The organism is Nostoc sp. KVJ3 (assembly GCF_026127265.1).
Taxonomy (GTDB): Bacteria; Cyanobacteriota; Cyanobacteriia; order Cyanobacteriales; family Nostocaceae; genus Nostoc.
Map to the genome: position 1 here is coordinate 41,504 of NZ_WWFG01000017.1, position 22,880 is coordinate 64,383.

17 protein-coding genes are annotated in these 22,880 nt (G+C 42.2%); 10 read left to right on the forward strand and 7 right to left on the reverse strand.

Annotated elements, in window-relative coordinates:
- Positions 1-5 precede the first annotated feature (5 nt).
- Genes GTQ43_RS40915 through GTQ43_RS40930 form a run of 4 tightly spaced genes read right to left on the reverse strand, consistent with a single transcriptional unit; the run spans position 6 to position 1,833 of the window.
- On the reverse strand, positions 6-242 hold the full coding sequence (locus GTQ43_RS40915; protein ID WP_265277152.1) for a hypothetical protein: 237 nt from the start codon (positions 240-242) through the stop codon (positions 6-8).
- Entirely contained in the window at positions 239-484 is a 246-nt protein-coding gene (locus GTQ43_RS40920; RefSeq protein ID WP_265278333.1) for a hypothetical protein, read from the reverse strand. Before GTQ43_RS40920 ends, GTQ43_RS40915 begins: the two co-directional genes overlap by 4 nt.
- Positions 481-714: a hypothetical protein gene (locus tag GTQ43_RS40925; protein WP_265278334.1), complete on the reverse strand. Its 234-nt coding sequence runs from the start codon at positions 712-714 to the stop codon at positions 481-483. Before GTQ43_RS40925 ends, GTQ43_RS40920 begins: the two co-directional genes overlap by 4 nt.
- A 3-nt stretch (positions 715-717) precedes the next feature.
- Positions 718-1,833, reverse strand: coding sequence for a ParM/StbA family protein (locus GTQ43_RS40930; RefSeq protein ID WP_265278335.1), 1,116 nt, complete (start codon positions 1,831-1,833; stop codon positions 718-720).
- Between the two features lie 223 nt (positions 1,834-2,056).
- Between GTQ43_RS40930 and GTQ43_RS40935 the strand changes: the two genes are divergently transcribed.
- Together GTQ43_RS40935 and GTQ43_RS40940 are read left to right on the forward strand one after the other, a co-directional pair.
- Positions 2,057-2,308, forward strand: coding sequence for a hypothetical protein (locus GTQ43_RS40935; RefSeq protein WP_265278336.1), 252 nt, complete (start codon positions 2,057-2,059; stop codon positions 2,306-2,308).
- A 543-nt stretch (positions 2,309-2,851) separates the two neighbouring features.
- On the forward strand, positions 2,852-5,788 hold the full coding sequence (locus GTQ43_RS40940) for a plasmid replication protein, CyRepA1 family (protein ID WP_265278337.1): 2,937 nt from the start codon (positions 2,852-2,854) through the stop codon (positions 5,786-5,788).
- Positions 5,789-6,153: 365 nt separating this feature from the next.
- On the opposite strand, the gene GTQ43_RS40945 is transcribed toward GTQ43_RS40940, so the two are convergent.
- The 3 genes from GTQ43_RS40945 to GTQ43_RS40955 all read right to left on the reverse strand — a co-directional run bounded on the left by GTQ43_RS40945 (position 6,154) and on the right by GTQ43_RS40955 (position 8,318).
- A complete protein-coding gene (locus GTQ43_RS40945) occupies positions 6,154-6,813 on the reverse strand; it encodes a hypothetical protein (protein ID WP_265278339.1) in 660 nt (219 codons plus the stop codon).
- Between the two features lie 131 nt (positions 6,814-6,944).
- Positions 6,945-7,736, reverse strand: coding sequence for a hypothetical protein (locus GTQ43_RS40950; RefSeq protein ID WP_265278340.1), 792 nt, complete (start codon positions 7,734-7,736; stop codon positions 6,945-6,947).
- A 12-nt stretch (positions 7,737-7,748) separates the two neighbouring features.
- Positions 7,749-8,318 carry a hypothetical protein gene (locus tag GTQ43_RS40955; RefSeq protein WP_265278342.1) on the reverse strand — a complete coding sequence of 190 codons (570 nt, stop codon included), beginning with the start codon at positions 8,316-8,318 and terminating at the stop codon, positions 7,749-7,751.
- Positions 8,319-8,859: 541 nt separating this feature from the next.
- Between GTQ43_RS40955 and GTQ43_RS40960 the strand changes: the two genes are divergently transcribed.
- The 8 genes from GTQ43_RS40960 (at position 8,860) to GTQ43_RS40995 (ending at position 22,822) form a co-directional block, all read left to right on the forward strand.
- On the forward strand, positions 8,860-9,264 hold the full coding sequence (locus GTQ43_RS40960; protein ID WP_265278344.1) for a plasmid mobilization protein: 405 nt from the start codon (positions 8,860-8,862) through the stop codon (positions 9,262-9,264).
- Positions 9,245-12,685 (forward strand): relaxase/mobilization nuclease domain-containing protein, encoded by a 3,441-nt coding sequence (locus GTQ43_RS40965; protein ID WP_265278345.1) that lies wholly within the window; start codon positions 9,245-9,247, stop codon positions 12,683-12,685. The genes GTQ43_RS40960 and GTQ43_RS40965 overlap by 20 nt, the downstream gene beginning before the upstream one ends.
- Positions 12,686-13,383: 698 nt before the next feature.
- Positions 13,384-14,523 carry an ISH3 family transposase gene (locus GTQ43_RS40970; protein ID WP_265278346.1) on the forward strand — a complete coding sequence of 380 codons (1,140 nt, stop codon included), beginning with the start codon at positions 13,384-13,386 and terminating at the stop codon, positions 14,521-14,523.
- Between the two features lie 224 nt (positions 14,524-14,747).
- Positions 14,748-17,630, forward strand: a complete 2,883-nt coding sequence (locus tag GTQ43_RS40975; protein WP_265278347.1) for a glycosyltransferase family 2 protein — start codon at positions 14,748-14,750, stop codon at positions 17,628-17,630.
- A 504-nt stretch (positions 17,631-18,134) separates the two neighbouring features.
- On the forward strand, positions 18,135-21,314 hold the full coding sequence (locus tag GTQ43_RS40980) for a hypothetical protein (RefSeq protein WP_265278348.1): 3,180 nt from the start codon (positions 18,135-18,137) through the stop codon (positions 21,312-21,314).
- A gap of 195 nt (positions 21,315-21,509) precedes the next feature.
- Positions 21,510-22,067 (forward strand): hypothetical protein, encoded by a 558-nt coding sequence (locus tag GTQ43_RS40985; protein ID WP_265278349.1) that lies wholly within the window; start codon positions 21,510-21,512, stop codon positions 22,065-22,067.
- A gap of 231 nt (positions 22,068-22,298) precedes the next feature.
- Positions 22,299-22,478, forward strand: coding sequence for a hypothetical protein (locus GTQ43_RS40990; RefSeq protein ID WP_265278350.1), 180 nt, complete (start codon positions 22,299-22,301; stop codon positions 22,476-22,478).
- A 2-nt stretch (positions 22,479-22,480) separates the two neighbouring features.
- Positions 22,481-22,822: a hypothetical protein gene (locus GTQ43_RS40995; protein ID WP_265278351.1), complete on the forward strand. Its 342-nt coding sequence runs from the start codon at positions 22,481-22,483 to the stop codon at positions 22,820-22,822.
- Positions 22,823-22,880 lie beyond the last annotated feature (58 nt).

Consider the following 22,880-nt stretch of genomic DNA (forward strand, 5'->3'; position numbering starts at 1 on the left):
CTTCCTCAAACTTGGGAGTAGAACTCGATATTTAGGATTGCTTCGTGAATCTCCATCAAAGCTTGCACAGCATCACCCATCTTTAAGTCATTCGATGTACTGAATCGGTCGGAGGCTTCGATTTGCTTGTAATTTGGGGATGCTTGCACAAACCTTAGAGTTTGTTCGCAACCCAGGATGATGGTCATTATTTCGGTTGTTGTTAGGCTTGGCTGTGTCTGCACGGTGTCTTGGTTGCTCATGACTTGTTTCTTCTCCTTTGGGTTTTCATCGGTGTGGGTTGGGGTTCTGGCTGATTACTTGGGGCTTCAGATTGACTCGGCTTTTGAAGTACATAGCTGATAGCCCCTGCACCCCCCACGGCTGCGGCGATGGTGAACATATTGTTACGACCGAAGTACTGCACTCCGAAATAGCCAAAAGCGATCGCTGCTGCTGTTGCTCCAATGCCTAAAACCGTGTTTCTAAATCTGGATTTGGTCATGCTGCCCCCTTGAAATTAGTGACCATTGCGCTAAGTGCCGATTTATTGGGCTGTGTAGATTGCACTGTTTCAACTTTTGGCGATGCTTGCACATTGCCGTGTTGAAAAATCAACTTCTCTACACCTGCTGAAAGTGCCTGTGTCGGTGCATCTTGCGGTAAATCAAACATCTTGCACAATTCAATTACTGCTAGGTAGGAGATGGTTATACGCCGAGATTCGTAATTCATTGATTAAGCTCCAATTGAAATTTGAGTTAATAGCTTCAACCCCAAGGCATTGATAAATTGGGGATTGTTCAAAATCACAAAGCCTAAACCGGCTAAGTTTTGATCCACCACTGGCAGCGAAACACCCCCACCCCAAGCGACAAGGTATTTAGCGCGGTCTAGATAATTGCCAGCAGTCACAAAGTTGGCGAATTTCTCAATCCTGTTACTCCACCACTGATCAAGACACTGGCTGTACTCTGCCTCGAACTTCTTGCCCGTGAGGTGGTTGCCTCCATAAGTGAAAGTCCCTTCTAGAATGCCCTGGTTCACCAAGCTGGGCGAGTGCTTCACATCCTTGGACAGCAGACTTACTCGGTCGTTTCGCTTGTCTAGTGCCTCTGCAATCATCGAATGCAGTTCACCCGCTCCACCTTCAATCAGGTGACGGTCAATCACTGCACCACTGCCGTTAAAGACAGTTACAAGCCAAGTTGATGAACCGATATCAAGTGCGATCGCTAATTCTGAGGGGTCAAGCACCAGGGACGCTTCACCGAATAAGCAGTGGGCAATGCTTCCAAATCCTTCGGGGTAAATGCCTGTAACAACAATCTCAACTGTCTTGGTGACAATGGAACGGGTTACAGGGTGCAGATGTTCAAAGGTGTGAGTCCCTTCAACTCTGCGCTTAATCTCTTGGCCCCAGCGTTCGGGGTTGTGGTTGCTCAAACTAATTGAAAGCTTTATCCCCGAAGGAATATTCAGAACTGCTAAGTCTGCAAGGATGCTTTCTAGTGCCAGTTCTGCTTTTTTCGCCTTATCCTCGTGCAGCAAGGTGTGGTCACTTTGAGCTAGAGCCGCACTGCCCCAGAAGAATTGAACATCTTTTAAGTCCAGGCGAGAACCTTCTACATACCGCAGCCAGCAGCCATCTTTTGAGATGGTTTCGTGGTGCATGATGTTGCGGTTGCGAACAAGTGAGTATGCGGCTGGCATCATGATCGAAAAATCACCGATGATTGCCTTGCCATACCCTGCTCCTGCGTCTTTACCTCCTGTGAGGTCAGTTAGCCCGGATTTGGCTAACAAGTCTGCTTGAACTAGCCAATTTTTGGCATTGGAATATATAGCTGTCATGGTTCAGATGATTGTTAAAGTCTTGATTTTTCTGGCTTGACGTTGATTTTTAGCTAAATCTAGACAAATCCAGATATCCAGTTGGGGGCAAGCCATAGCATCACTTTCCGGCAACTCTAGCCTTTGTTGAGTGGCTGTTTTTGGCTTGATGATGATATTATAGACTAACGTTCACCCGTTATAACGGGTGAACGAAAAAATGTTTTAAAAATATCGTGGGAGAATGGTAGAGCAAACTATTGAGACTGATGATTTGGGCAGGAGAGAAAACCCTGATTATTCTCGTGTTACAGGACTGGTCAAGAGAGACTTAGCCCGAAGGCTTCGTGTTTTTGTTGCATCTACAGAAACTACTATTTCAGAAGTGGTAGAAAAGGCACTGCAAAAATATCTTGATGAAATAGAGGGCGGAAGGACTAACTCAGAAGAAAGCAAGCCTGAAGAGAAAACCAAGAAAACTAAGGGCAATATATGACTGAAACTTCAGAAGATTACCACCCCAACGTACAACCACCATCAAGCAGACTTGTTAAGTAACGTTACGAATAATTCGTATTGAAGTTGGATGTCAAGCGTTCGATTGTTCTGTAAGATCAGGCAAGTACTGAAATGAAGTGTACAACGGAGGTAAATATACAACAGTATCAAAAGATAAATGGACAAAAGCGCCACTACTAGGTAGTGACGCTTTATCCGAGATTTAAACTCATATTCTATTTACTGGAGCAGGAGAGGGGATCTCAAACAAACCAAAGCAGTGGAAGAAAAGTTGGCACTAGAAACCACTGATTGGAAATGAGATTTAGTCCGTGCTGCCTTCACACTATTATATCGATAGCTGTGGCAACTTTCATGTGCTTCTGTTGGCAGATTTTGGCTAAAAAAATCATCAAATCTTTGTTTTCAAAGCCAAAATTGGGCAAAATTCGAGCAATACAGCGATTTATGTAGATATAAGGTATGGCAGCGCGATAACCCCTCCAAATACTGAAAAACAACGTATTTGAGGGAAAAAGCTGTGAAAAATAGTAACTTTGGACTTAAAAAAATTGAAGTTACACAGAGGTACGAGATCATATCCCGTCCCTCTGACATAGAAGCGCACCATTGGAATGAATGGTTAGCCAGTGCTGTTGACCCTGGAATTATTGCGCTAAACGTCATTTCCGTATCGGGTAATGCCGCCTACGATTACCTGTTTTATGGTCAAAACGTCCCTCGCCGTAACGATGGACGACTCAGAGACGGGGTACTCAAGAAGTATCGCCACATCGAAGGACTCAACTGGTGGTGCAGTGGCGTTGACCCCCTCAACGATTATAGCCCTATGATGTGGGGCGGCATGAAGCCCGATCGCCCCAGGCGCGACCTGAACAAAGTTCTTAAATTCATCAAGTATGAACATCCCCTAAGAGTGCCAACACGGGCATTCTTCCTGGCAGTACCAGATCACATCTGGGAGAGTGTGGCCGCACGATATGACTTGACCATTAGCGATGAAGATAGGGCATTAGGCTTCTGGCATTGGGTATGGAAGTACAACATCTCAGTTGTGATTTGTGAGGGTGCTAAAAAAGCAGGGGCATTGCTTACTTTAGGCTATGCAGCGATCGCCCTTCCTGGGATAAACAGTGGCTACCGCAATCCCAAAGATGAATTTGGACAGCCCACAGGTAATTTACACCTAATTCCAGAGTTGCAACACTTCGCTACCCTTGGACGTAAATTCATCATCTGCTTTGACCACGACACCAAGCCAGAAACAGTTCAACGGGTGAATATTGCCATTAGCCAAACCGCGAAACTGTTAACGAAGTGTGGCTGTCAAGTCCTAGTGACACAGTGGAGTTACCCTGAAAAAGGCATTGATGACTTAATTGCCGCTAGGGGGCCAGCTGTTACTGATGAAATTATAAAACTAGCACTGACAAAAGAAAAATGGCAGGTCAAAGAGTACAGCCGACTCTCAATTGAGGCGGCACTCGTTCTCAATCAGCGTTACCTGGGAGCATTGACCATCCCGGAAACCGCTAAACTGATTTTACTCAAATCCGTTAAAGGTTCTGGTAAAACCGAGTCATTTGCCGCGATCGTTGCTGAGGCGATCGCTAACGGTCAACCCGTTATCCTCTTATCGCACAGAGTACAGTTAGCCCAAGCGATCGCTGACAGGGTAGGCATCCCCTACATCACCGAAGTCAGAAACAGCGAAACAGGAGTTTTACTCGGTTTTGCGCTGTGTGTAGACAGTTTACACCCCAACGGTCAAGCCAGATTTAACGCTGCCCACTGGAAAGAACCCTTAGTAATCATTGACGAATCTGAACAGGTAATCTGGCACTTGCTCTCTGCCAACACTGAAGTTAAAAAGCATCGAGTGGAAGTCCTCAACCAACTTTCCCAGTTATTCAAAAATGCCTTCGCCCCTGGACGGGGTAAAGTTATCCTGGCTGATGCTGACTTATCTGATTTATCACCAGAAATGGTTATGGGTCTAGCAGAAACCAACGTTACCCCTTGGGTGGTGGTCAACAACTGGAAGGGTCAACCCTGGAACATCTACCACTACAAACAAACTACCCCGGTTAATTGGTTAGCTGCTCTGGAAGCCCACATCAAAACCGGGGGTAAGCCCTTTATTGCCGTTGATTGCCAAAAAGCTAAATCCAAATGGGGAACCAAAGTCTTAGAAGCGAGGTTCAAGAAACAATTTCCCGATCGCAAAATACTTCGTATTGACTCCGAAACGATTGCCGACCCGCAACACGAAGCCTACAACTGCATCTCGAGACTAAACAAAGTGCTGCTGGAGTATGACATTGTGCTGGCCTCCCCATCCATCGGCACAGGGGTCAGCATTGACATTTGGGGGCATTTTACCAGTGTTTGGGGATGCTTCCGGGGAGTAGCACCAGAAAATGCCACTCGCCAAGCCTTAGCCCGTGTCCGAGAGGCGATACCGCGTCATCTTTGGGTGGCCAGTCATGGCTTAGGAAAGATTGGCAACGGAGCAATTAACCTCAAATCCTTGTTAGCCTGTGAGCATAAACGCTTTCAAGCTAACTTGAAGCTGCTACAGAATGCTTCATTGATCATTGACGGCGATGAAATCAACATTAACCGCACTGCCTTAAACGTTTTTGGCAAAATGGCCTGTCGGATCAATGCGGGTATGATTCATTACCGTGACACAGTGCTAGAGGAATTAGGCAACGAAGGCCATAACATTGTCGATGTCCATGACAACAAAATTCGCAAAAAGTTAAACAACGAAATCACCGCCCAAACAAATGAAGTTTACAACGGCGAATGTCAGGATATAACTGCTGCCGATACAACTGCGATGACTGCTGCCAAATATGAGGCGCTGCAACAACAACGAGCTAAAACCACAACTGAGCGCCACATTGAGCGCAAATATAAGCTAGAGCAACGTTACGGTGTGGATGTTACCTCGGAACTCGTCAAAAAAGACGATCAAGGTTATTACCCACAACTGAGATTGCATTTTTACCTGACCTTGGGCAGAGCAAAAGTTGCTGACCGCGATCGCAAACTGGGTGAAAAGATGCTTCTTGCCAAGAGCGCATGGCTACCAGACTTTAACGGTGGTCAACTTGGGCTAGTGATTCATGCCTTGGAACTGTTCAACATCCCCCAATTCATCGCCGGCGATCGCGAATTCCGGGGAACTGATGCTGACCTAGTGCAGATGGCTAATAATGCCCTGTCTGTGAAGTGGCAAGTCAAAACCGTTCTGGGAATTACCCTCAATGACAATGACAGCCCCATCGTCATCTTACGGCGATTGCTGAAGAAGATAGGGTTAAAACTCAAATACCTTGGCCGTGATGGAACGGGCGAACGCCAGCGAGTTTATCGTGTTGTTGACGGTGACGATGGACGTGAGCAAATCTTCCAGAACTGGCTGGCTAAGGAGAAAGCCCTAGCTTAACCAAAATTCCCAACTCTAAACCTAACTAAATAGCTGTGCCAGTTGTAGCCGGAACCTACAGCTTAGTTGCCTCATGGAATAATTGCGACTTTCGTACCATTTCCCCCCAAGGCAAGCTTAATAATGTGATAGTTAGGACTACATTCGTCCCAAAATGCCTGTTTTTCGTTCCGTCCACTAACGGTAATTAAATAGATATACAGTTTTACTGGACAATCCACACTGGCCTAAAGTCATTGACCCATTAATCCCCAATAATGGATTTAAAGCCAGCCAGCCAGTCAGCCAGATACATCTTCGGCTTTTAGCGACTCAAAGGTGTCAACAGAAGGAAAGTAACTCAAAAGCTCACTAAAATTCGCTTATTAGTAAACTTCTTCTTCAAGTTCAAACCAGTGTTCTGCCCACTTTCGAGAAAAGAGCGACCCGATACGAGAGCAAAATGCTTTCAGTTGTTGTACCTCAGTATTACTGTATTTCTCTTTGGACAGGCGCTCAAATAAAAAGTTTGAAATCTCTGTGGGGGTTGGGGAGGTGTCATCCGACCAAAACTCCTCGTCGTCATCGAGAATACATGGGCAAGCCATTTCAAACAGAATCATTGAGCGCAGTGAGTAGTCTGTTTCTTCTAGAGATTTATTTTTTAGAACTTTGAGGAGAATTTCCTCATCCACAAGACAAACTATGCGATATAAGTCGCACCAAATCTCATGATTATTCTGCCTCTGAACTGAACAGACAGTAGATATATTTTCAATAGTTTGTGCATCAATCGGGCTGAGGTGATCCCGGCTGAACAATCTTGAGATAATTGATTGGGTATCTTTGTCTATGGGAATCTCGATTTCATCTCCCAACCAATCGCTAGAGTTTCCCGCAGTAAAAAGCTCCCAACATAAATTGTTAGGTAAATTAATTAAGGCATTTACTAGAGGCGATATATCATTTTGTACATTGTTTTTGGGAGACTGACGAACTCTTCCATAATTAGGATCTAACGTTTTGCGCCGTTTGGCCTCGCCCATGTTGTATTTCTCCTACCAATAACACTTTTGTGTATCTGCTTATGAATGCTTCTGAGTTGCTCTAGCGTTACGCTGCTCTTGAGAGAGATTTTACCGGAGTTAAGCGGTTAATTAATTTACATTCAAATCCCTTAAATTATTACTTGCTTTAGGGTTTGATAATTTCTGGATTTTGCGCCTTCAAGCCTTAAAAATAAGCCAGCTTTAATCAACTCCGGCTCATTTCTAGTAATCCATGCAGTTAACCTGCCCATAACGGAAACCTCTATTTCTTCATAGTTCACTGCTTCTGTAAAGCCTGCGTCAAGTGAATCAATTCTATCGATAACTCTATCTACTATAGGAAAAAAATCTACCTCTATTGCTCCTAACTCCAATACAGCTTGTCTGGTTTTAGATGAGTTGTACTTGATGAACGCTTTTTCGTCTTCACCCCAATACAAATTTCTCACCACTACATAATCAACCTGATGACCACAAGCTTCTATTAATCGTTTGAGTTGAATTACGCTGTCTTTGACTCTGCCTAGTACCGATACCATAGTAATGCGATAGCCCAAGCTTGACGATTGCACATCTTGAACAAAATCCTTAAAATAATCTCCCACTCCAGACGGCAGATCCATTAAAGCTACAGTAGGACTTAATTGCTGTAAATCATTCTTGAAAATCTCGTTAAACCCATGTTGATTAAATTTGATTGTTTTGACCCCTCCATTTACAACTCTGTTATAGTGTCTCCAAAGTTGTGGATTGTTAGAGTCGCAGTCATACGCTACAACATGAATCAAGTTGGCCAAGTACATATCTAATAGAAACCTAGCCACAATACTTTTACCTGTGCCTCCCTTTTCTCCAGTACACACTACTATTCTTTTATTCAGTGCTGCTCTTTCTCCATTAATCGGGTAAGTTTGACTCATAATTCAACCAGTTTATAAATCTTCAGCACTGTAAAGTTTTGGTTGAAAGGCAGGGTTGTTTAATTCACTCTCTAGGTTTGATTGTGCCGATTGCTCCTGCGAGAAAGGCTGTTTACTTTTTCTCTTGCCCTTTGTACTATTGACTGTTGATTTCTCCGCCTCACTACTAGCTTGAACTGACGTAGTATTTACCACTACTGACTCAGTTTCAATCGCAGTATTTTCAATCGCAGTATTCCCCACCGTTGGCTGAGTTTCAGTAGCCGGATTTGATAAAGTACTACTGTTGCCACTTGAGTCGGTCTTTTGACGGCGATGAGTGCTTTTTTTCAACTCACCGATTAAATATTTGATTCTGCTACCAGTCAAATTAATCCCCAAACCCTTCAGCATCTCCGATACTTCATCATAACTGTAGCCATACTTATCAGAGGTCAGTTTCTCGATATACCGTCTCATCTTGCGAACGGCTTCTCTGTCCGATACACTATCCCGCTCTTTCGGCTTGAGATCCTTTAAGGCAGTAATCGCCTTATCAATCTTGCCTTTAGTAATCTGACCAGAATCTTTTGGCTCAACCATTGCTATGAAATTAAATTGATTATCATAATTCCCTTATTTTCCACTATTTTTCAAAAAGTATAACTCCTCCTAAAAAGCTGGTTTCAGCTACGCTGATTAGAATTTTTGTTGCTGCTACGCCGTCACCATAATTTATTAGATGCTGATATATTTCTCCCGCTCCAGCTACGCTGTTGCTATGTTCCCCCGATGTTGACTGTTGCTGACTGTAGCCAAACTATCCCGGCTACGCCGCCGTAGTGATTCAGCAAATACTGATATAATTATGACGAAACAGCTACGCTGTCATCGTTCTTCATCCCACCCGTAATCACCCGAAACCGTCTCCCCAGCTACGCTGTCGTTCCCTCGCCCCCAGCCTCTCGCTGTGCCTCCGTACATACGTAGCACTTGAAACCTCCCCTACCCCCAAAATGGGCTAGAAGCCAGCCATGCCTCAAAGCTTACGCTTTGTCTCGCTGCGCTCGAACGGCAAAGCTGGTTTAGTGGGGTTTCACCCCCCTAAAAACCCCCCTCGCAATGTCCCTAAATATCTCGAATTATGGCGAACCGCAAGCAGTCTAAAGCTCTAGTCCGAAAGCATATTTTTCCAGTGAGATTGAGCGACATCGAACTGGACTTGCTGCGAATAAAATCACTTGATGCGGGGATGTCAGCAAGTGAACTCATAAGACGTAATGCGTTGATGCGTCCATTACCCAAACGACTAAGTAAAATTAGCCTGCAAACATATTGGGAATTAGGACAAATCGGCAACAACCTAAACCAGCTTGTCAAGGCAACCAACACAGCCCTAAAAATTGGGCGAACTTTACCGGCTTCACCAGAACTACTAAGAGAACTTTTAGAACTGTTGCATCAGTGCAGACGAGACATTGCCTCGGATGACATTGATTCGGAAGATTCGGAAGAGGAAAACGAAGAGGATGATTGGGAAGCAGACTAAAGGCAGAGGTTTTCGCAAGCTGTTGGATTATTTAGAATCCCGTGAAGATGCCAAACTAATCGGCGGCAACATGAGCGGGAGAAATGCTCGTGAATTGGCGCGGGAATTTAAGCTGTCTCGACAACTAAATTCAGATGCAGACCGAGTTGTTTATCATGTCTCACTGTCAGCAGCTAAGGGTGATAAATTGGATGATGAGAAGTGGAGCGAGATTGGCGACCGCTACATGAAGGAAATGGGTTTTGATGCCAATCAGTTTGTTATCTTCCGCCACCATAACACCGACGACGACCACATCCACATTGCAGCCAGCCGGATTAGGATGGACACGGGGCTGTTAGTACATGATTCCTGGGATTATGTGCGCTCTGAAAAAGTTCTGCGACAAATCGAACAAGACTATGAGTTAGTGCAAGTGCAGGGCAGTAGAGAGAAACTGAATCGGACACCCAGCACAGGGCAAATCAGGCGTATCCGGCGAGAGCAGGAAGAATATTCATTGGGGCAACGCGACTCCCTCCCAGAACGCACTATCAAGGAGCAAGTTCAGCAGACAATTGATAACGCATCTGTTGACAATCCTCAGATGCCTTTATTCATAATGCGCTTGCAGGTTGATGGTATCAGTGTAAGGACAGGATTTACCAGAAATGGGAAATCTAAAGGAATTTCTTACGAGAAAGATGGGCAAGCTTTCAGTGGCACACAATTAGGTGCAGCTTATACCTTCCCAGGTTTGCAAAAACATCGTGGAGTTGACTACCAATCACAACGCGATGATGCGCGGATTGAACATCTGTTGAACAATCGTGTCGGGCGAACAGCGGAGAGCCAACAACCCATAAATGCAATCTCTGACTTTATTGAACAGTCAGTAATTGAGTCAGCCTTGATTGAAACATTACCACAATTAACAGAGCAAGTGTCTCAATATCAGCAGCAGCTAGAAGAAGGAAGAACCGCATTCGATGACCTTGGAGAAGCGATTGCTGATGTGGAGCAACAACTCTTATCACAAAGAGCAGTGGATGCAATCTCTGACTTTATTGAACAGTCAGTAGTTGAGTCTACCTTGATGGAAACGTTACCACAATTAACAGAACAACTCTCTCAAGTCAGGCAGCAGCTAGAAGCAAGAAGAACCGCATTCGACGGACTAGACGCGGCGATTACTCAAGAGTTACAATCCCATGTAGAGAAAAGAGCTATTTCATCAATTTCTGATTATATTGAGCAATCGACTATTGAATCAGCATTAACTGAAACAGTATTAGAATTAACAGAGCAACTATCTCAATATCGGCAGCAACTCCTTGGAGCTAAAACTACATTCAATGACTTTGATGAAGCATTGACGGCTGAGTTGCAATCCCATGCAGATCAGAAAGCCATTTTATCAATCTTTGATTATATTGAGCAATCAACTATCGAGTCAGCTTTAACCCAAACAGTATTAGGATTAACAGAGCAAATTTCTCAATATCGGCAGCAACTCCTTGGAGCTAAAACTACATTCAATGACTTTGATGAAGCATTGACGGCTGAGTTGCAATCCCATGCAGATCAGAAAACCATTTTATCAATCTTTGATTATATTGAGCAATCGACTATTGAATCAGCATTAACTGAAACAGTATTAGAATTAACAGAGCAACTATCTCAATATCGGCAGCAACTCCTTGGAGCTAAAACTACATTCAATGACTTTGATGAAGCATTGACGGCTGAGTTGCAATCCCATGCAGATCAGAAAGCCATTTTATCAATCTTTGATTATATTGAGCAATCAACTATCGAGTCAGCTTTAACCCAAACAGTATTAGGATTAACAGAGCAAATTTCTCAATATCGGCAGCAGCTACTTGAAGCGAAAACTACATTCAATGACTTTGATGAAGCATTGACGGCTGAGTTACAATCTCATGCAGAGAAGAGAGCTATCTTATCAATCTTTGATTATATTGAGCAATCAACTATCGAGTCAGCTTTAACCCAAACAGTATTAGGATTAACAGAGCAAATTTCTCAATATCGGCAGCAGCTACTTGAAGCGAAAACTACATTCAATGACTTTGATGAAGCATTGACGGCTGAGTTACAATCTCATGCAGAGAAGAGAGCTATCTTATCAATCTCTGATTATATTGAGCAATCAACTGTCGAGTCAGCCTTAACTGAAACAGTATTAGAATTAACGCAAAAACTTTCTCAATACAAAGAGGGACTTGTTACAGCTAAAGCTACATTTAATGACCTGGATGCAGAGCTTGCGGCTGAGTTACAATCCCATGTAGAGAAAAGAGCTATTTCATCAATTTCTGATTATGTTGACCAATCAACTGTCGAGTCAGCCTTAACTGAAGCAGTATTAGAACTAACACAACAACTTTCTCAAAATCAGCAGCAGCTATCAGCCGGAAGAACCATATTCGACGACCTGGAAGCAGCGATTGTTTATTTGGAGCAACTGCATAGATCGCAAACAACAGTAGACGCAATTGCTCTTAATCAAACTCCAACTATAACCACAGATGAACCAAAGCTAAAAGATAATCTTTCAGCCGAGTTATATCAGTATTACAGTGCCGACTTGCAAAACTTATTAGTGACTGACCGAGATAAAGAAATCGCTATCAGGGCATTATTAGATAATAAGCCACTTCAAGATGTTGAAGAAATTATCTTTGCCAGTCCAGCCAGATGGACTACTGATGAAGCTAAAGCATTAGTTCTAATCGCTAATAATCAACTGGCATCTGATAGAGAGCAAAAACAGCGTTCACCCCAGTTTACACCACCGCCAGAGGATGAAAGCCTACGCCCAGTATTACAGCATTTCTTGACTCAAAAACGCGGTATAACAAACTTCCTTGTACACCCATTACAGCAGCAGGGGTTGGGTTACATAGACCAGCACCGAAATGTTGTCTTTATCAAGCGCTCTTTGAACGGTTCTAAGTCAGGCGCACTGGTTTGGGATACTCATCGCCAAGATAATCGCTGTTCCGAGTACCCCGAAAACAGCGATCGCTCTCCTGGGTGGTTTCACCTGAAATTGGGTGGAGAACCAGACGATAAAATCGAGAGAGTGTACCTGTGTTCTTCCCCTATTGATGCGCTGACAATGGCAGAGATTGACAGGAATGGACACAAGGGGCAACCACCAGTGAGGACAATGTACATGGCAGTGGATGATCCAGATAACTTGCCCTTTGAACTTCTCAGAAATATCAACAGGATTGGGGTGGCATTTAATAACGATGATCGGGGAAATGAAGCCGCCGAGGTCGTTCAGTCAATGTTACCCCAGGCTAAAAGAATTGCACCCAAGGGGCTAAGTTGGAATGAGATTCTTATTAAACAGCAGCAGCAGCAAGATGAACTGGAGCAAAAGCAACGCTCTAGGGGTTTTAGTCGATAATGCTCGTGTTGAGCCGACGAACTCGTGACCGCTACGCTCTCGGAGTCGGTGGCTCTTACGGGCAGAAAGATTACTGGTTGGGCCAACTAGATCCTGCAAGCCCGCAAGAGCCACTCCGCTAACGCCGACTCCGAGCCACGAGTTCTTAAAACCTGGAAAGAAAGACACTGTAGACCTTTTGAATATATTAATGCTTATCAGTCGGGCAGGTGGTATGGAGAGATTTTGCCGGCATAGCGCAATCAGCTTGCCACTAACGAAAAGTGAGGCAAGCAATTAACAACGTCAAAATAGTATCAAAATTGAGCAATGCCTACTCAATAGTAGAGATTACCGAGAAGAGGAAGTTAAAATTCACAAATACTTCCGTAGACTTCGGGGCGGCAAGTGTTAACGCCTAAGCAGAAAATCATGATCAGCAGAAAAATTATTAGTCAAAGTCAGTAGACCGAAAACTTCTGCGATCGCTCTGTGATGAATACCTGTGAAACTGATTGTTGTCTAAGAAACTGTATTTTATGATACAGTTTTTTGAAAAAGCGTTGACCAATATTACATAAATAAAACTAATGATTTGGATACAAAGGTAAGGGTAGCTCTCGCACCAGAAGATTGTTCTGGTGCTGGTCTTGGAATTTTTGTAAAGTATTGGGGTAAAGAAGCAAAATTTTCGATTTAGAGGATTAATTAGTTTGGCTATGACTGCAACTACCCCAGTTCTAACTGATAGTAAAACTTTGAACGAAGTAGTAAACTGTTTAACGGAAAATATTCCAATTCAGACTCAAGGCAAGTGTGAACAAAAAAATATCTTTGAAATTCTAATTAGGGCAGCCACCCAAAGAGATAGCATAGAAAACACAAGTAAAGTATTAAAAAATGTTCCCACAAGTAACGATATTCGTTATCATTTGGAGAAATATTCAGACCTGAACTCTCTGGAATCAGATTTAAATACTGCACTTCAAAGTCGGTTCCCAGATGGTATTCAAAAAGGAAAATACAAAATTGCTATCGATTTTAACTTAATTCCATATTATGGTGAACCATCATCATCAGAAGCACCATACATTTATAGAAGTCAAGCAAAAAGTGGCACTTGTTCTTTTTATGCCTACGCTACTGTCTATGTAATTAAAAAGAATAAACGACTTACCTTAGCTATTAAAGCTGTTCAACAACAAAATACTTTAGTAGCAATTATTACTTATCTTTTAGCTCTGATTGAGCCTTTGAAGCTAAAAATAGAACGATTGTATTTAGACCGGGAATTCTTCTGTGTGCCAGTCATCAGATGGTTGCAAGCTCTTGATATCCCCTTTGAAATGCCAGTAATTATTCGAGGTAAACATGGCGGTACTAGACAATTAATTAGAGGTAGGCGCAGTTATAAAACAACTTATACTTTAAACAGCGATAAATATGGCTCAGTCACTTTTCATGTATGGATAATTTGTACATATAAAAATGGTAAAAGACGAGCGCATGGGCGAGAGTTTTTTATTTACGCAGTCTATAAAGTACAGTTATCTTTACACCTGATACATGATGACTATCGTCTTCGTTTTGGGATTGAGAGTAGCTATCGGATGAAAAACCAGTGCCGAATTAAAACTACTATTAAAAATCCCATTATTCGGCTTTTATTTGTAGCTTTGGCGTTTTTAATTATTAATATTTGGATTTATCTAGTATGGCATTATCTTAGCCGTTTAAAAAGAAGCTCTCGACAAGTTCTTTCTCACTTATTTACCCTCAAACAGATGCTTGAATTTCTACGTCAAGCCGTAGACCGCAACTATGGGGTAGCCTGCGAAGTTTGTTTACCATCTGGCTGATTTTGGTTGATTTTCGGGGCTTATTTATAAGCAAATCTTATTATTCACATCTCACAATCCCCTTTTGTACATTTCAAAAAAAAACGGTATCATACACTACTATTTTTTAGCGATCGCAGAAGTTTTCGGTCTACTGAAAGTTCTTAGCAGCACTCCTGTCAAAAACTCATCATGTTACCTGAACGGATAAAGCATAGCTGAATTTACTAATTGGGCGTTAACTGATGAAAAAATCTGTTTCTATCGTCATCACAGTTTACAATCGAGAAAACTACCTTGCTGCGGCAATTAAAAGTGTCCTGGCTCAAACTTGGTCGGACTTGGAATTGTTAATATGGGACGATGGCTCTACAGATCGCTCCGTTGAAATTGCATCCGAGTATGCCCAGCAAGATCAACGCATCCGAGTCATAGCTGCCAAACATACTGGTATTGCCCCTGCTATCCACGGGGCTGTTGCAGCAACCACTGGAGATTATATCGGTTGGGTAGACAGTGACGATATTCTGGCTCCCACCGCCTTAGAACAGACAATTTCCATTCTGAATAATCACCCCAAAGTAGGACTTGTCTACACAGACTATCAACTAATGGACGAACAGGGAAACCTGCATGGAATCGGGCAGCGTTGCCAAATCCCCTATTCCAAAGAACGGCTGCTTGTTGACTTTATGATCTTCCATTTCCGCTTAATACGCCGCACCGTTTACGAGCAAGTGGGAGGTATTGATCCGAACTTTACTTATGCCGAAGAGTATGATTTGTGTCTAAAACTGTCTGAAGTCACCGACTTTTACCATATCCCTCAACCTCTTTATTATTATCGCCGTCACTCTGGCAATTTGACTAACGAACAGTTTGAACCGATTCGCTGGTCTCAAAAAGCAATCAATAACGCACTCAAAAGGCGGGGGTTAGACAGCCAATATGAGCTATCTATGCAAGTTGTCGCTCATTTTACTATTAAATCTAAACACCGCTCTCAGAACACCTCTAACTCCCCTCAGCAGATTTTAAATTCACCAACCACTGTTTCGATTATCATTCCGACTTACAATCGTAAACATTATCTTAAATACGCTCTCGATAGCGTCTGTTGTCAAACCTATACTGACTACGAAATTATTGTAATTGATGACGGCTCCACCGATGGGACTGCTGATTGGATTCATACACACTATCCACAGGTAAAACTGTTACAAATACCCACTAATACTGGTGCTGCTGCCGCTAGAAATTTGGGCATTAAAAATGCGCTGGGGCAATTTATCGCCTTTCTCGATAGCGACGACCAATGGCTACCAGATTACCTGCAACATCAAATTGACACTCTCAAACAAACACCTACTGCTGTCCTCAGCTACTGCAACTATATCGCCATCACAAGTGTTGACCACAAGGGCGACCGAATGAGCCTCAGTCCAAGCCATCCAGATGACCTGATTCTTTCGATGCTTTGGCGATGCTTCATTCACACACTCTCTCAAGTCGTCGTACCCAAATCAGTCTTCCAAACAGTTGGTTTATTAAACGAACAGTTGAAAGGCTGTCATGACTGGGAGTTTTACTTAAGACTGTTTGCACACGGAACTCCAGTACATATCCCCAAGTATTTAGTTCGCAAACGCTGGTTGCCTGACAGCATCGTTACCCAATCTAACTGTACTGCATGGTTAGCAAACGGGCTTCAAGTCCTAGAAGAATTTTATCGTCGCCCTGCCAACGCCCGCTACAGCCATTTGCGACCAACCATTGAAACTCACTTTCGTACTACTGTAGAAGAATTCAAGTCATACATTTTCCCCGCTTTCCAGCCAAATCAGAGCCAGGGAATCACTGCCCCCCTAGTTTCCATTATTATCTCTAGTAATAACGCCAGCAGATTTGCCGCCTGTCTACATAGTTGCCAACAACAAATTTATCCGAATCTGGAAATTATTATTGTTGAACACGACTCGACCGAGAACTTGAGCGAAATTAGTCGCCAATTTGCCAGCACAACTAAAGGACGTGTAATCTTAACTCAATGCCAGCAACCAGGAGCGAGTGCTGCTTACAATCATGGATTAGCTTTAGCTACTGGTGACTATATCCAATGGCTTTCTGGCTCAGATGAATTGACACCCCAAAAAATTGCCTTGCAAGTAGCAGCATTAGAACAAAATCGTCACTTTGACATTGCCTATGGTGATTGGCAATGGTGCTTTTATCAAAACGAGCAGTGTCAATTGAGAATTGCTTTCGCATTCCAACAGAATGACGACGAAAGAATGCAGAGACTAATGCATAACTGGCAACCTCTTCATGCCTTCCTAATTCGTCGCTCTACAGCAGTGCGCTTGCAAGAGTTACAAGTGTGGAATTATCCACAGACTCAATTGGATGCAGACCGGGAGTATTTAACTCTAGCAGCAATAGTGGGGTTTCGTTTTCTTCACGTTCAACATTCTACCGTCCTCTACAATCATTTCTCCTCCAGTCAGATGAAGTTGTCCGACTCTTACGTCGGAAGAGTCGAGAGACTCAAGCAAATGTTTTTACGCTTTCAATACCATGCCACGATGCAGCCACTAAGTGAAATTACAGAACAACATTGGTTTCTGCTCAAGCAAAGTTGGGATTTGTGGAAACTCGCACCAGTCACACTTCAGCAACACGGAGAAGACGCTTTTTTTCTTCAGCACTCTCAAAAAGAGCTAGGAATGCCGCTCAACTTAGCCCAAGCCAGAATAGTCAGCGCCTTATATAAATCTGATGAAGCTTGCACTTTAGAAGATCATGCTCGTCAAATTGTGCGGATATTTTGGAAGCAAATCGTTCAACAGTCTGGAGGTGAGGCAAAAAATGTTGCAGCCGAGCTAACAAGATGGGTAGGACTTGCTCATCCCGAAACTTCTGATTCTTCCCCTCACCAACTAGCACAGGCTGGAAGTCAAAGTACATCTTTACTGCAAGCGAAAATTGATGCAATTCCTTTGTCTGCCCCGTTGTTTGTAGAACAGCAATTGGCAGTGCTTTACGTACTGGACAAACTTCGGACTGCTGGAATGCTTAACCAATTTTCTGCTCTACAGTCAGAAATAAATCAGTCAATGCCAGCTAGATAAATCTTGTAAATTCTTTTCCGAAAAAACATCTAAAACATATAAAAACTTTAATCTAACTATAAATTCACTTGTCAAGCCAGAATTTTACCTAAAAACAAGCCAGCAATAAATTCCGTAAAGCTTCGGTAGACTGAAACGGAAATATTATCTTATCTTCAACTCAAGTACCTGCATTATTCAAAGATTCGAGGTTTGATGAATATCTAGAAGTGTTGAGTTCGTTCCAATCCTTAAAACTTGAGAATTCCGAAATCATTTTTTACCTCAACTATCTTCATCAAAGATATTTGTTTTCTGAGAGCAAGCATTTATTCAACTCTTAATTAATCAAATGGCTCTTTAGTACTCTATCTACTAAATCAATGCACCCAAAAGCTGAAAACCTTGATTTAGCATTTTTTTTGGGAATTTTTCGGCTTATGGGAGCAAATAAAAAACTCTCAATAGATAATTATCCGGCTCCGTTTTTCGTCACAATAATTTCTTATTAAAAAGATATAATTTATGCCAATTTCTGATCTGATTCTCCCCACTGATAGCTCTTCATCTCAAGGAGGGTTATTACCATCTTCTCTGACAGGAACATCTTTCAGCAGTGCTTCAGATAATAATTCGTCATTAATAGGGTTGCAAAAAACATCTACAACAAGTAGTGCTTCTGGTCTGATTGGCTCTAATCTGGAAACTCTTACTAACTACAGTAATTCTGTTAGTACTATCTCTGATAGTTTACCGTTATTTAATCAATCAGTTGTTTCTACATCTCTTGCATCTCAATCACTTCCGAACAATCCGACGACTGGTTTAGACCAACTTACTGGAAGTGGGAAAAATCTGTCCCTAGTTGGAATTAATAGTAACGATTCTCTTTTAAATCCTAGTCCAGTATTAAAGGGAAAGTTTGGTAATTTCGATAATCATCAAAATTTCCAGTTAACTCTACAAGATGCTAATGGAAATCCAGAAAGCTTTTCTCTGACTGGCGATGGTGAAGGTGAAGTATTTCAAACTAACCTTGGTGAGCAAATTATTTTTACTGGCACTGATGTCACCACAAATGTCCAAATCTCAGCATCCAATAATCTTCAATTCGGTGATTACATCGGGTCTTCTCTAAAAGTGCAAACAAAAGGCAGTATTAAATCTGGCAATATCACCCTCAAGAATACTGCTCTTGACAATAGTCCTGGACTCAGTTTGCAATCTGGATTGAGCGATTCACAAAGTTCGACTGATACTGGTTACAGTGTCACTGACCTTACCACTCTACTTGGAGGCAGTAATAACTATGCTGCGGCTATCAATGACTCTGGTCAAATTGTTGGTGGTTCTATCAGCAGTGATAATTCACAATATCATGTTTTTCTCTACAGTGATGGCAAAATGACCGACCTCGGCACTTTGCCTGGAGCCAGTTACAGCTATGCCACAGGCATCAATAATTCTGGTCAAGTTGTGGGTGAATCTTATATCAATACGACGCAACACACTTTTCTCTACAGTGATGGCAAGATGACCGACCTCGGCACTTTGCCTGGAGGCAGTGACAGCTATCTTGGAGCTATCAATAATTCTGGTCAAATTGTAGGTACTTCCAGTACTTCCATATACTATCAAGTGATTTTTGATGGAAGCCTTACTCTATCTTACCCAGAATATCACGCTTTCCTCTATCAGAATGGAAATATGAGTGATCTGGGTACTTTACCGAATGGCATTGACAGCAATGCTACAAGTATTTACAGCAATGCTACAAGCATCAATAACCTTGGTCAAATAGTTGGTGGTTCTCAACAACAAGTATTTCACGATACTTCTGTTTACGTTAGTGGTGGCGGTTATGGAAATGAACCTGGTCACATTTATCATAGCGGTTACTACACATCATCAGGACAAGCTTTCATCTACAGTAATGGCAATATGACTGGACTGGGCACTTTGCCCGGAGGCGACTTCAGCACTGCCACAGATATTAATAATTCTGGTCAAGTCATTGGCAATTCCAACACTGGTAATAACTCGCAACACGCTTTCCTCTACAGTCAGGGACAGATGACTGACCTCGGCACTCTCCCTGGCTTGCAATACAGTCGTGCTAACGCCATCAATGATGCTGGTCAAATCATTGGTGACTCCAGCAGTGATTATAATTTTAATTATAATTTTGATCACCCTTTCCTCTACACCAATGGCAAAATGACAGACCTCAACAGCTTGATTCCACAAGACTCAGGCTGGACTTTATCAGAGGCTACAGCCATCAATAATAAAGGGCAAATCCTTGGATATGGCAACATCTCTGGACAATATCGCCAGTTCCTCCTTAACCCCATTTCTACAACAGCAACACCCAAAGATGGCATTACTGTAGGCAATATTTCCACTCAAGGTAGTTCTGTCCTCTTGCAGGGACTTAAGATTAATCTCACTGGCTCCAATGTTGTCACCAAAGGCGGCAATATTACTTTTGATGGCCCCACAATCCTCAATAGCAGTACGGGTGCTTACACTTTTAACTCTGCTAAATCTACTGCTACTTCCAAGGGCGGCGATATCACCTTCAAAAATACTGTCGATAGTAACAGTGCAGGTGCTTCATCCCTTAGTCTGACAGGAGGTTTGGGCAATATTACTTTCAATAATGCAGTTGGTGGTAATGCTAGTCTTAAGGACTTGACAGTTAATAGTGCTAAAACTTTTATTGCTGAAGGTGATATCACCACCAAAGGCAATATCGCTATTTCAGCTAACCAGAACATTACCACTAATAGTCTCACTTCCAACAATGGGGCAGTAAAAGTAACTAGTCAGCAGGGGACGGTGGCGACTATTGATATTACCAGTGGTGGCAGTACTACTGTTACTGCTTCCCAAAATCTCAGCACTGGTACTGTTCTTGCTAATAGTGGCGCTGTTAGCCTGACTAGCAATCTAGGTTCTGTTACTACCAAAGACATCACCACTAGTGGCAATGCGGATGATATCACTTTGAAAGCTGCTAGTGACATCTCCACAGCGAATTTGTCTGCCAATGGCTCAGGTAAAGTCAGCATTTTTCTATACGGAAATACTAACCTTGAAGATCAAACTAACGGTAATGTAAATACTGGTAGCATCAATGCAAATCAATTAACAATTCTTAGTTCTGGAGGTGTCAATATTCAAGGTGATACTACTGGTAAATATAATGTATCTATAGTAGCAGGTTACGACGTGACTACCCGTAAAATAACATCAAGTCATGGACAAGTTAGCTTAAACAGCAGTTCTGGTTCTGTTACTGTTAACAATATTATTAATGCTGATCGGGATGTATATGTTGTAGCAGACGGCAATATTACTATTCCCGAAATTATATCAAGCAAGGGAGCCGTTGGCTTGAATAGCAGTTCTGGCTCTATTACTACTGTTGGTAAAATCACAGGCAGTAATGATGTATACGTTGTAGCTAGTGGCAATGTTGCTACCAATGATATTCAAACGCATGAGGGAAGTATTAATATCACCAGCTTGAAGGGAACAGTGACAAAAGGACTTTTGGCTAATGATAGTGGCACATACAGAGATAAAACTTTAACTAACACAACCACTGATATCAGTACTGAGGAACTACCATCAAGTTTGTTGAGTTTCAAAAACGACTTCAAAAAACAGAACCAGTTCCAATTCCATTTCCTTGGATAGATCCAGACATCATACTTGAGTTACCCGCACAACTCGAAAAACTATGGGAAGAACATATTCACAAATTTCTTGAGCAGCCTGCAAATGCTCCAACAATCGAAGATGTAGCGAAAGAATCCACTCACAGGTACACATTACCAGAGTCAAAGAGAGTACGAAATAGTTTCAAAACTAACTGAAAAACAGACAGAAACATTGAAGAAACAACTTACGTATGGAAATATAACCTACGAAGATCTTTTGCGGGCTGAAATTTTGACGGAAGAAGGAGAAGAAGAAGGCTGCTTTGATGTTGTGCTGACAAAACATTTAGGGGGACAAAATAGTGAAGGTGGAACTCATAGTGTTTATGCTGATTATGTCACTGGTTCTCTAGGTGATTTTTTGGTAGTAACTCCTGCTGGAGTCCCTGCTTTCTATGATGGGATTATTACACCAATTGGGGCAGCACACACTATTAAAGGTGAGAGGATTGGTTCTTTAGCAGAGGTGAAAACGAAACAATACTGGTTAATCAATGTTGCTAAAGGTAGTACACGTCAAAGAGAATTGGATGATCTGAAGAAATTAAAGAGCCAGATACGTCGTGAGCTTGCAGTAGCTGAACACTGTGGATTTATTTTTAGCTGTGTTTCTTTTGATACTGAAAATGTAGCCAAAGCTGCTCAACAATTACTCCAATCCGAATTCCCACTCTTCATTTTTACTATATTAAGCAAGGCCGCCCAACAAAACTATAATAAATTAAATTAACCAGATTAATATTTTCAATGATTAATCTACGTCACCTCTCAGGAAATAATTCGTACCAAACATTTCATTCATAATGGGGTAGAAAATTCTTTATCGTTTCTTCTAATGCATAAGGATGCTTATGAAATTCAATTACTGGAATTATACAACTTGTGTTCTTTGTAACAGTTTAGATGCGATTGAACTAGCTCTAACTCAGATTTTCAACAGGAAAATTGTCATCGTATCCCTTTGCCTCCACAGCTTCTGTCAGATGCAGACTTACGAGATCGTCCTTATATGACAGAATGGGACTTATGGATTGTTGGTTTGTTCGTTGGGAAATTAGGATGGACAATAATTAAGACTTCGCCTGCTGAACTTTTATGCCGTCGAGCTAGGGCGTATCCCTTCCAAGAATATCAGAATTAGCAATGCAAATTGGCTGTAATGCTTTTCATTTAGGTGTCTACCAAACTGATTATGGAGTTTTGCTAGAAACAGATGCTCAAGGTCACATTCATATCATTGGTAAAGTTGATGCAGAATTAGAAGATATGTTTTACGAGGAACAAATCACTAAAAAAAGTGAACGTGTCGAGTTTTCCCTGTTAGCTTTACCAGAGGAAATCGTGGCTACAACGAAACTGTCAGTTTCGGAATCTCAAAAACAAAGTGTGAAAGAATTAGAGGCACAGGTCGAACAAGATCCCAATGCTTGGATTGATTGGAGTATTCTAGACAAAGCGAAAACAGACTCACAAGTGAAGCACTAGAAACAGCTACTGAGCAAACCTCATTCTTATTGGCACTTAGGAAAAGAACCACTAGTTT

Excerpts from the sequence above, each read along its gene's own strand:
- GTQ43_RS40915 (WP_265277152.1), bottom strand. The coding sequence starts at position 242 with ATGAGCAACCAAGACACCGTGCAGACACAGCCAAGCCTAACAACAACC.
- GTQ43_RS40920 (WP_265278333.1), bottom strand. The coding sequence starts at position 484 with ATGACCAAATCCAGATTTAGAAACACGGTTTTAGGCATTGGAGCAACA.
- GTQ43_RS40925 (WP_265278334.1), bottom strand. The coding sequence starts at position 714 with ATGAATTACGAATCTCGGCGTATAACCATCTCCTACCTAGCAGTAATT.
- GTQ43_RS40930 (WP_265278335.1), bottom strand. The coding sequence starts at position 1,833 with ATGACAGCTATATATTCCAATGCCAAAAATTGGCTAGTTCAAGCAGAC.
- GTQ43_RS40935 (WP_265278336.1), top strand. The coding sequence starts at position 2,057 with ATGGTAGAGCAAACTATTGAGACTGATGATTTGGGCAGGAGAGAAAAC.
- GTQ43_RS40945 (WP_265278339.1), bottom strand. The coding sequence starts at position 6,813 with ATGGGCGAGGCCAAACGGCGCAAAACGTTAGATCCTAATTATGGAAGA.
- GTQ43_RS40950 (WP_265278340.1), bottom strand. The coding sequence starts at position 7,736 with ATGAGTCAAACTTACCCGATTAATGGAGAAAGAGCAGCACTGAATAAA.
- GTQ43_RS40955 (WP_265278342.1), bottom strand. The coding sequence starts at position 8,318 with ATGGTTGAGCCAAAAGATTCTGGTCAGATTACTAAAGGCAAGATTGAT.
- GTQ43_RS40960 (WP_265278344.1), top strand. The coding sequence starts at position 8,860 with ATGGCGAACCGCAAGCAGTCTAAAGCTCTAGTCCGAAAGCATATTTTT.
- GTQ43_RS40965 (WP_265278345.1), top strand. The coding sequence starts at position 9,245 with ATGATTGGGAAGCAGACTAAAGGCAGAGGTTTTCGCAAGCTGTTGGAT.
- GTQ43_RS40970 (WP_265278346.1), top strand. The coding sequence starts at position 13,384 with ATGACTGCAACTACCCCAGTTCTAACTGATAGTAAAACTTTGAACGAA.
- GTQ43_RS40975 (WP_265278347.1), top strand. The coding sequence starts at position 14,748 with ATGAAAAAATCTGTTTCTATCGTCATCACAGTTTACAATCGAGAAAAC.
- GTQ43_RS40980 (WP_265278348.1), top strand. The coding sequence starts at position 18,135 with ATGCCAATTTCTGATCTGATTCTCCCCACTGATAGCTCTTCATCTCAA.
- GTQ43_RS40995 (WP_265278351.1), top strand. The coding sequence starts at position 22,481 with ATGCAAATTGGCTGTAATGCTTTTCATTTAGGTGTCTACCAAACTGAT.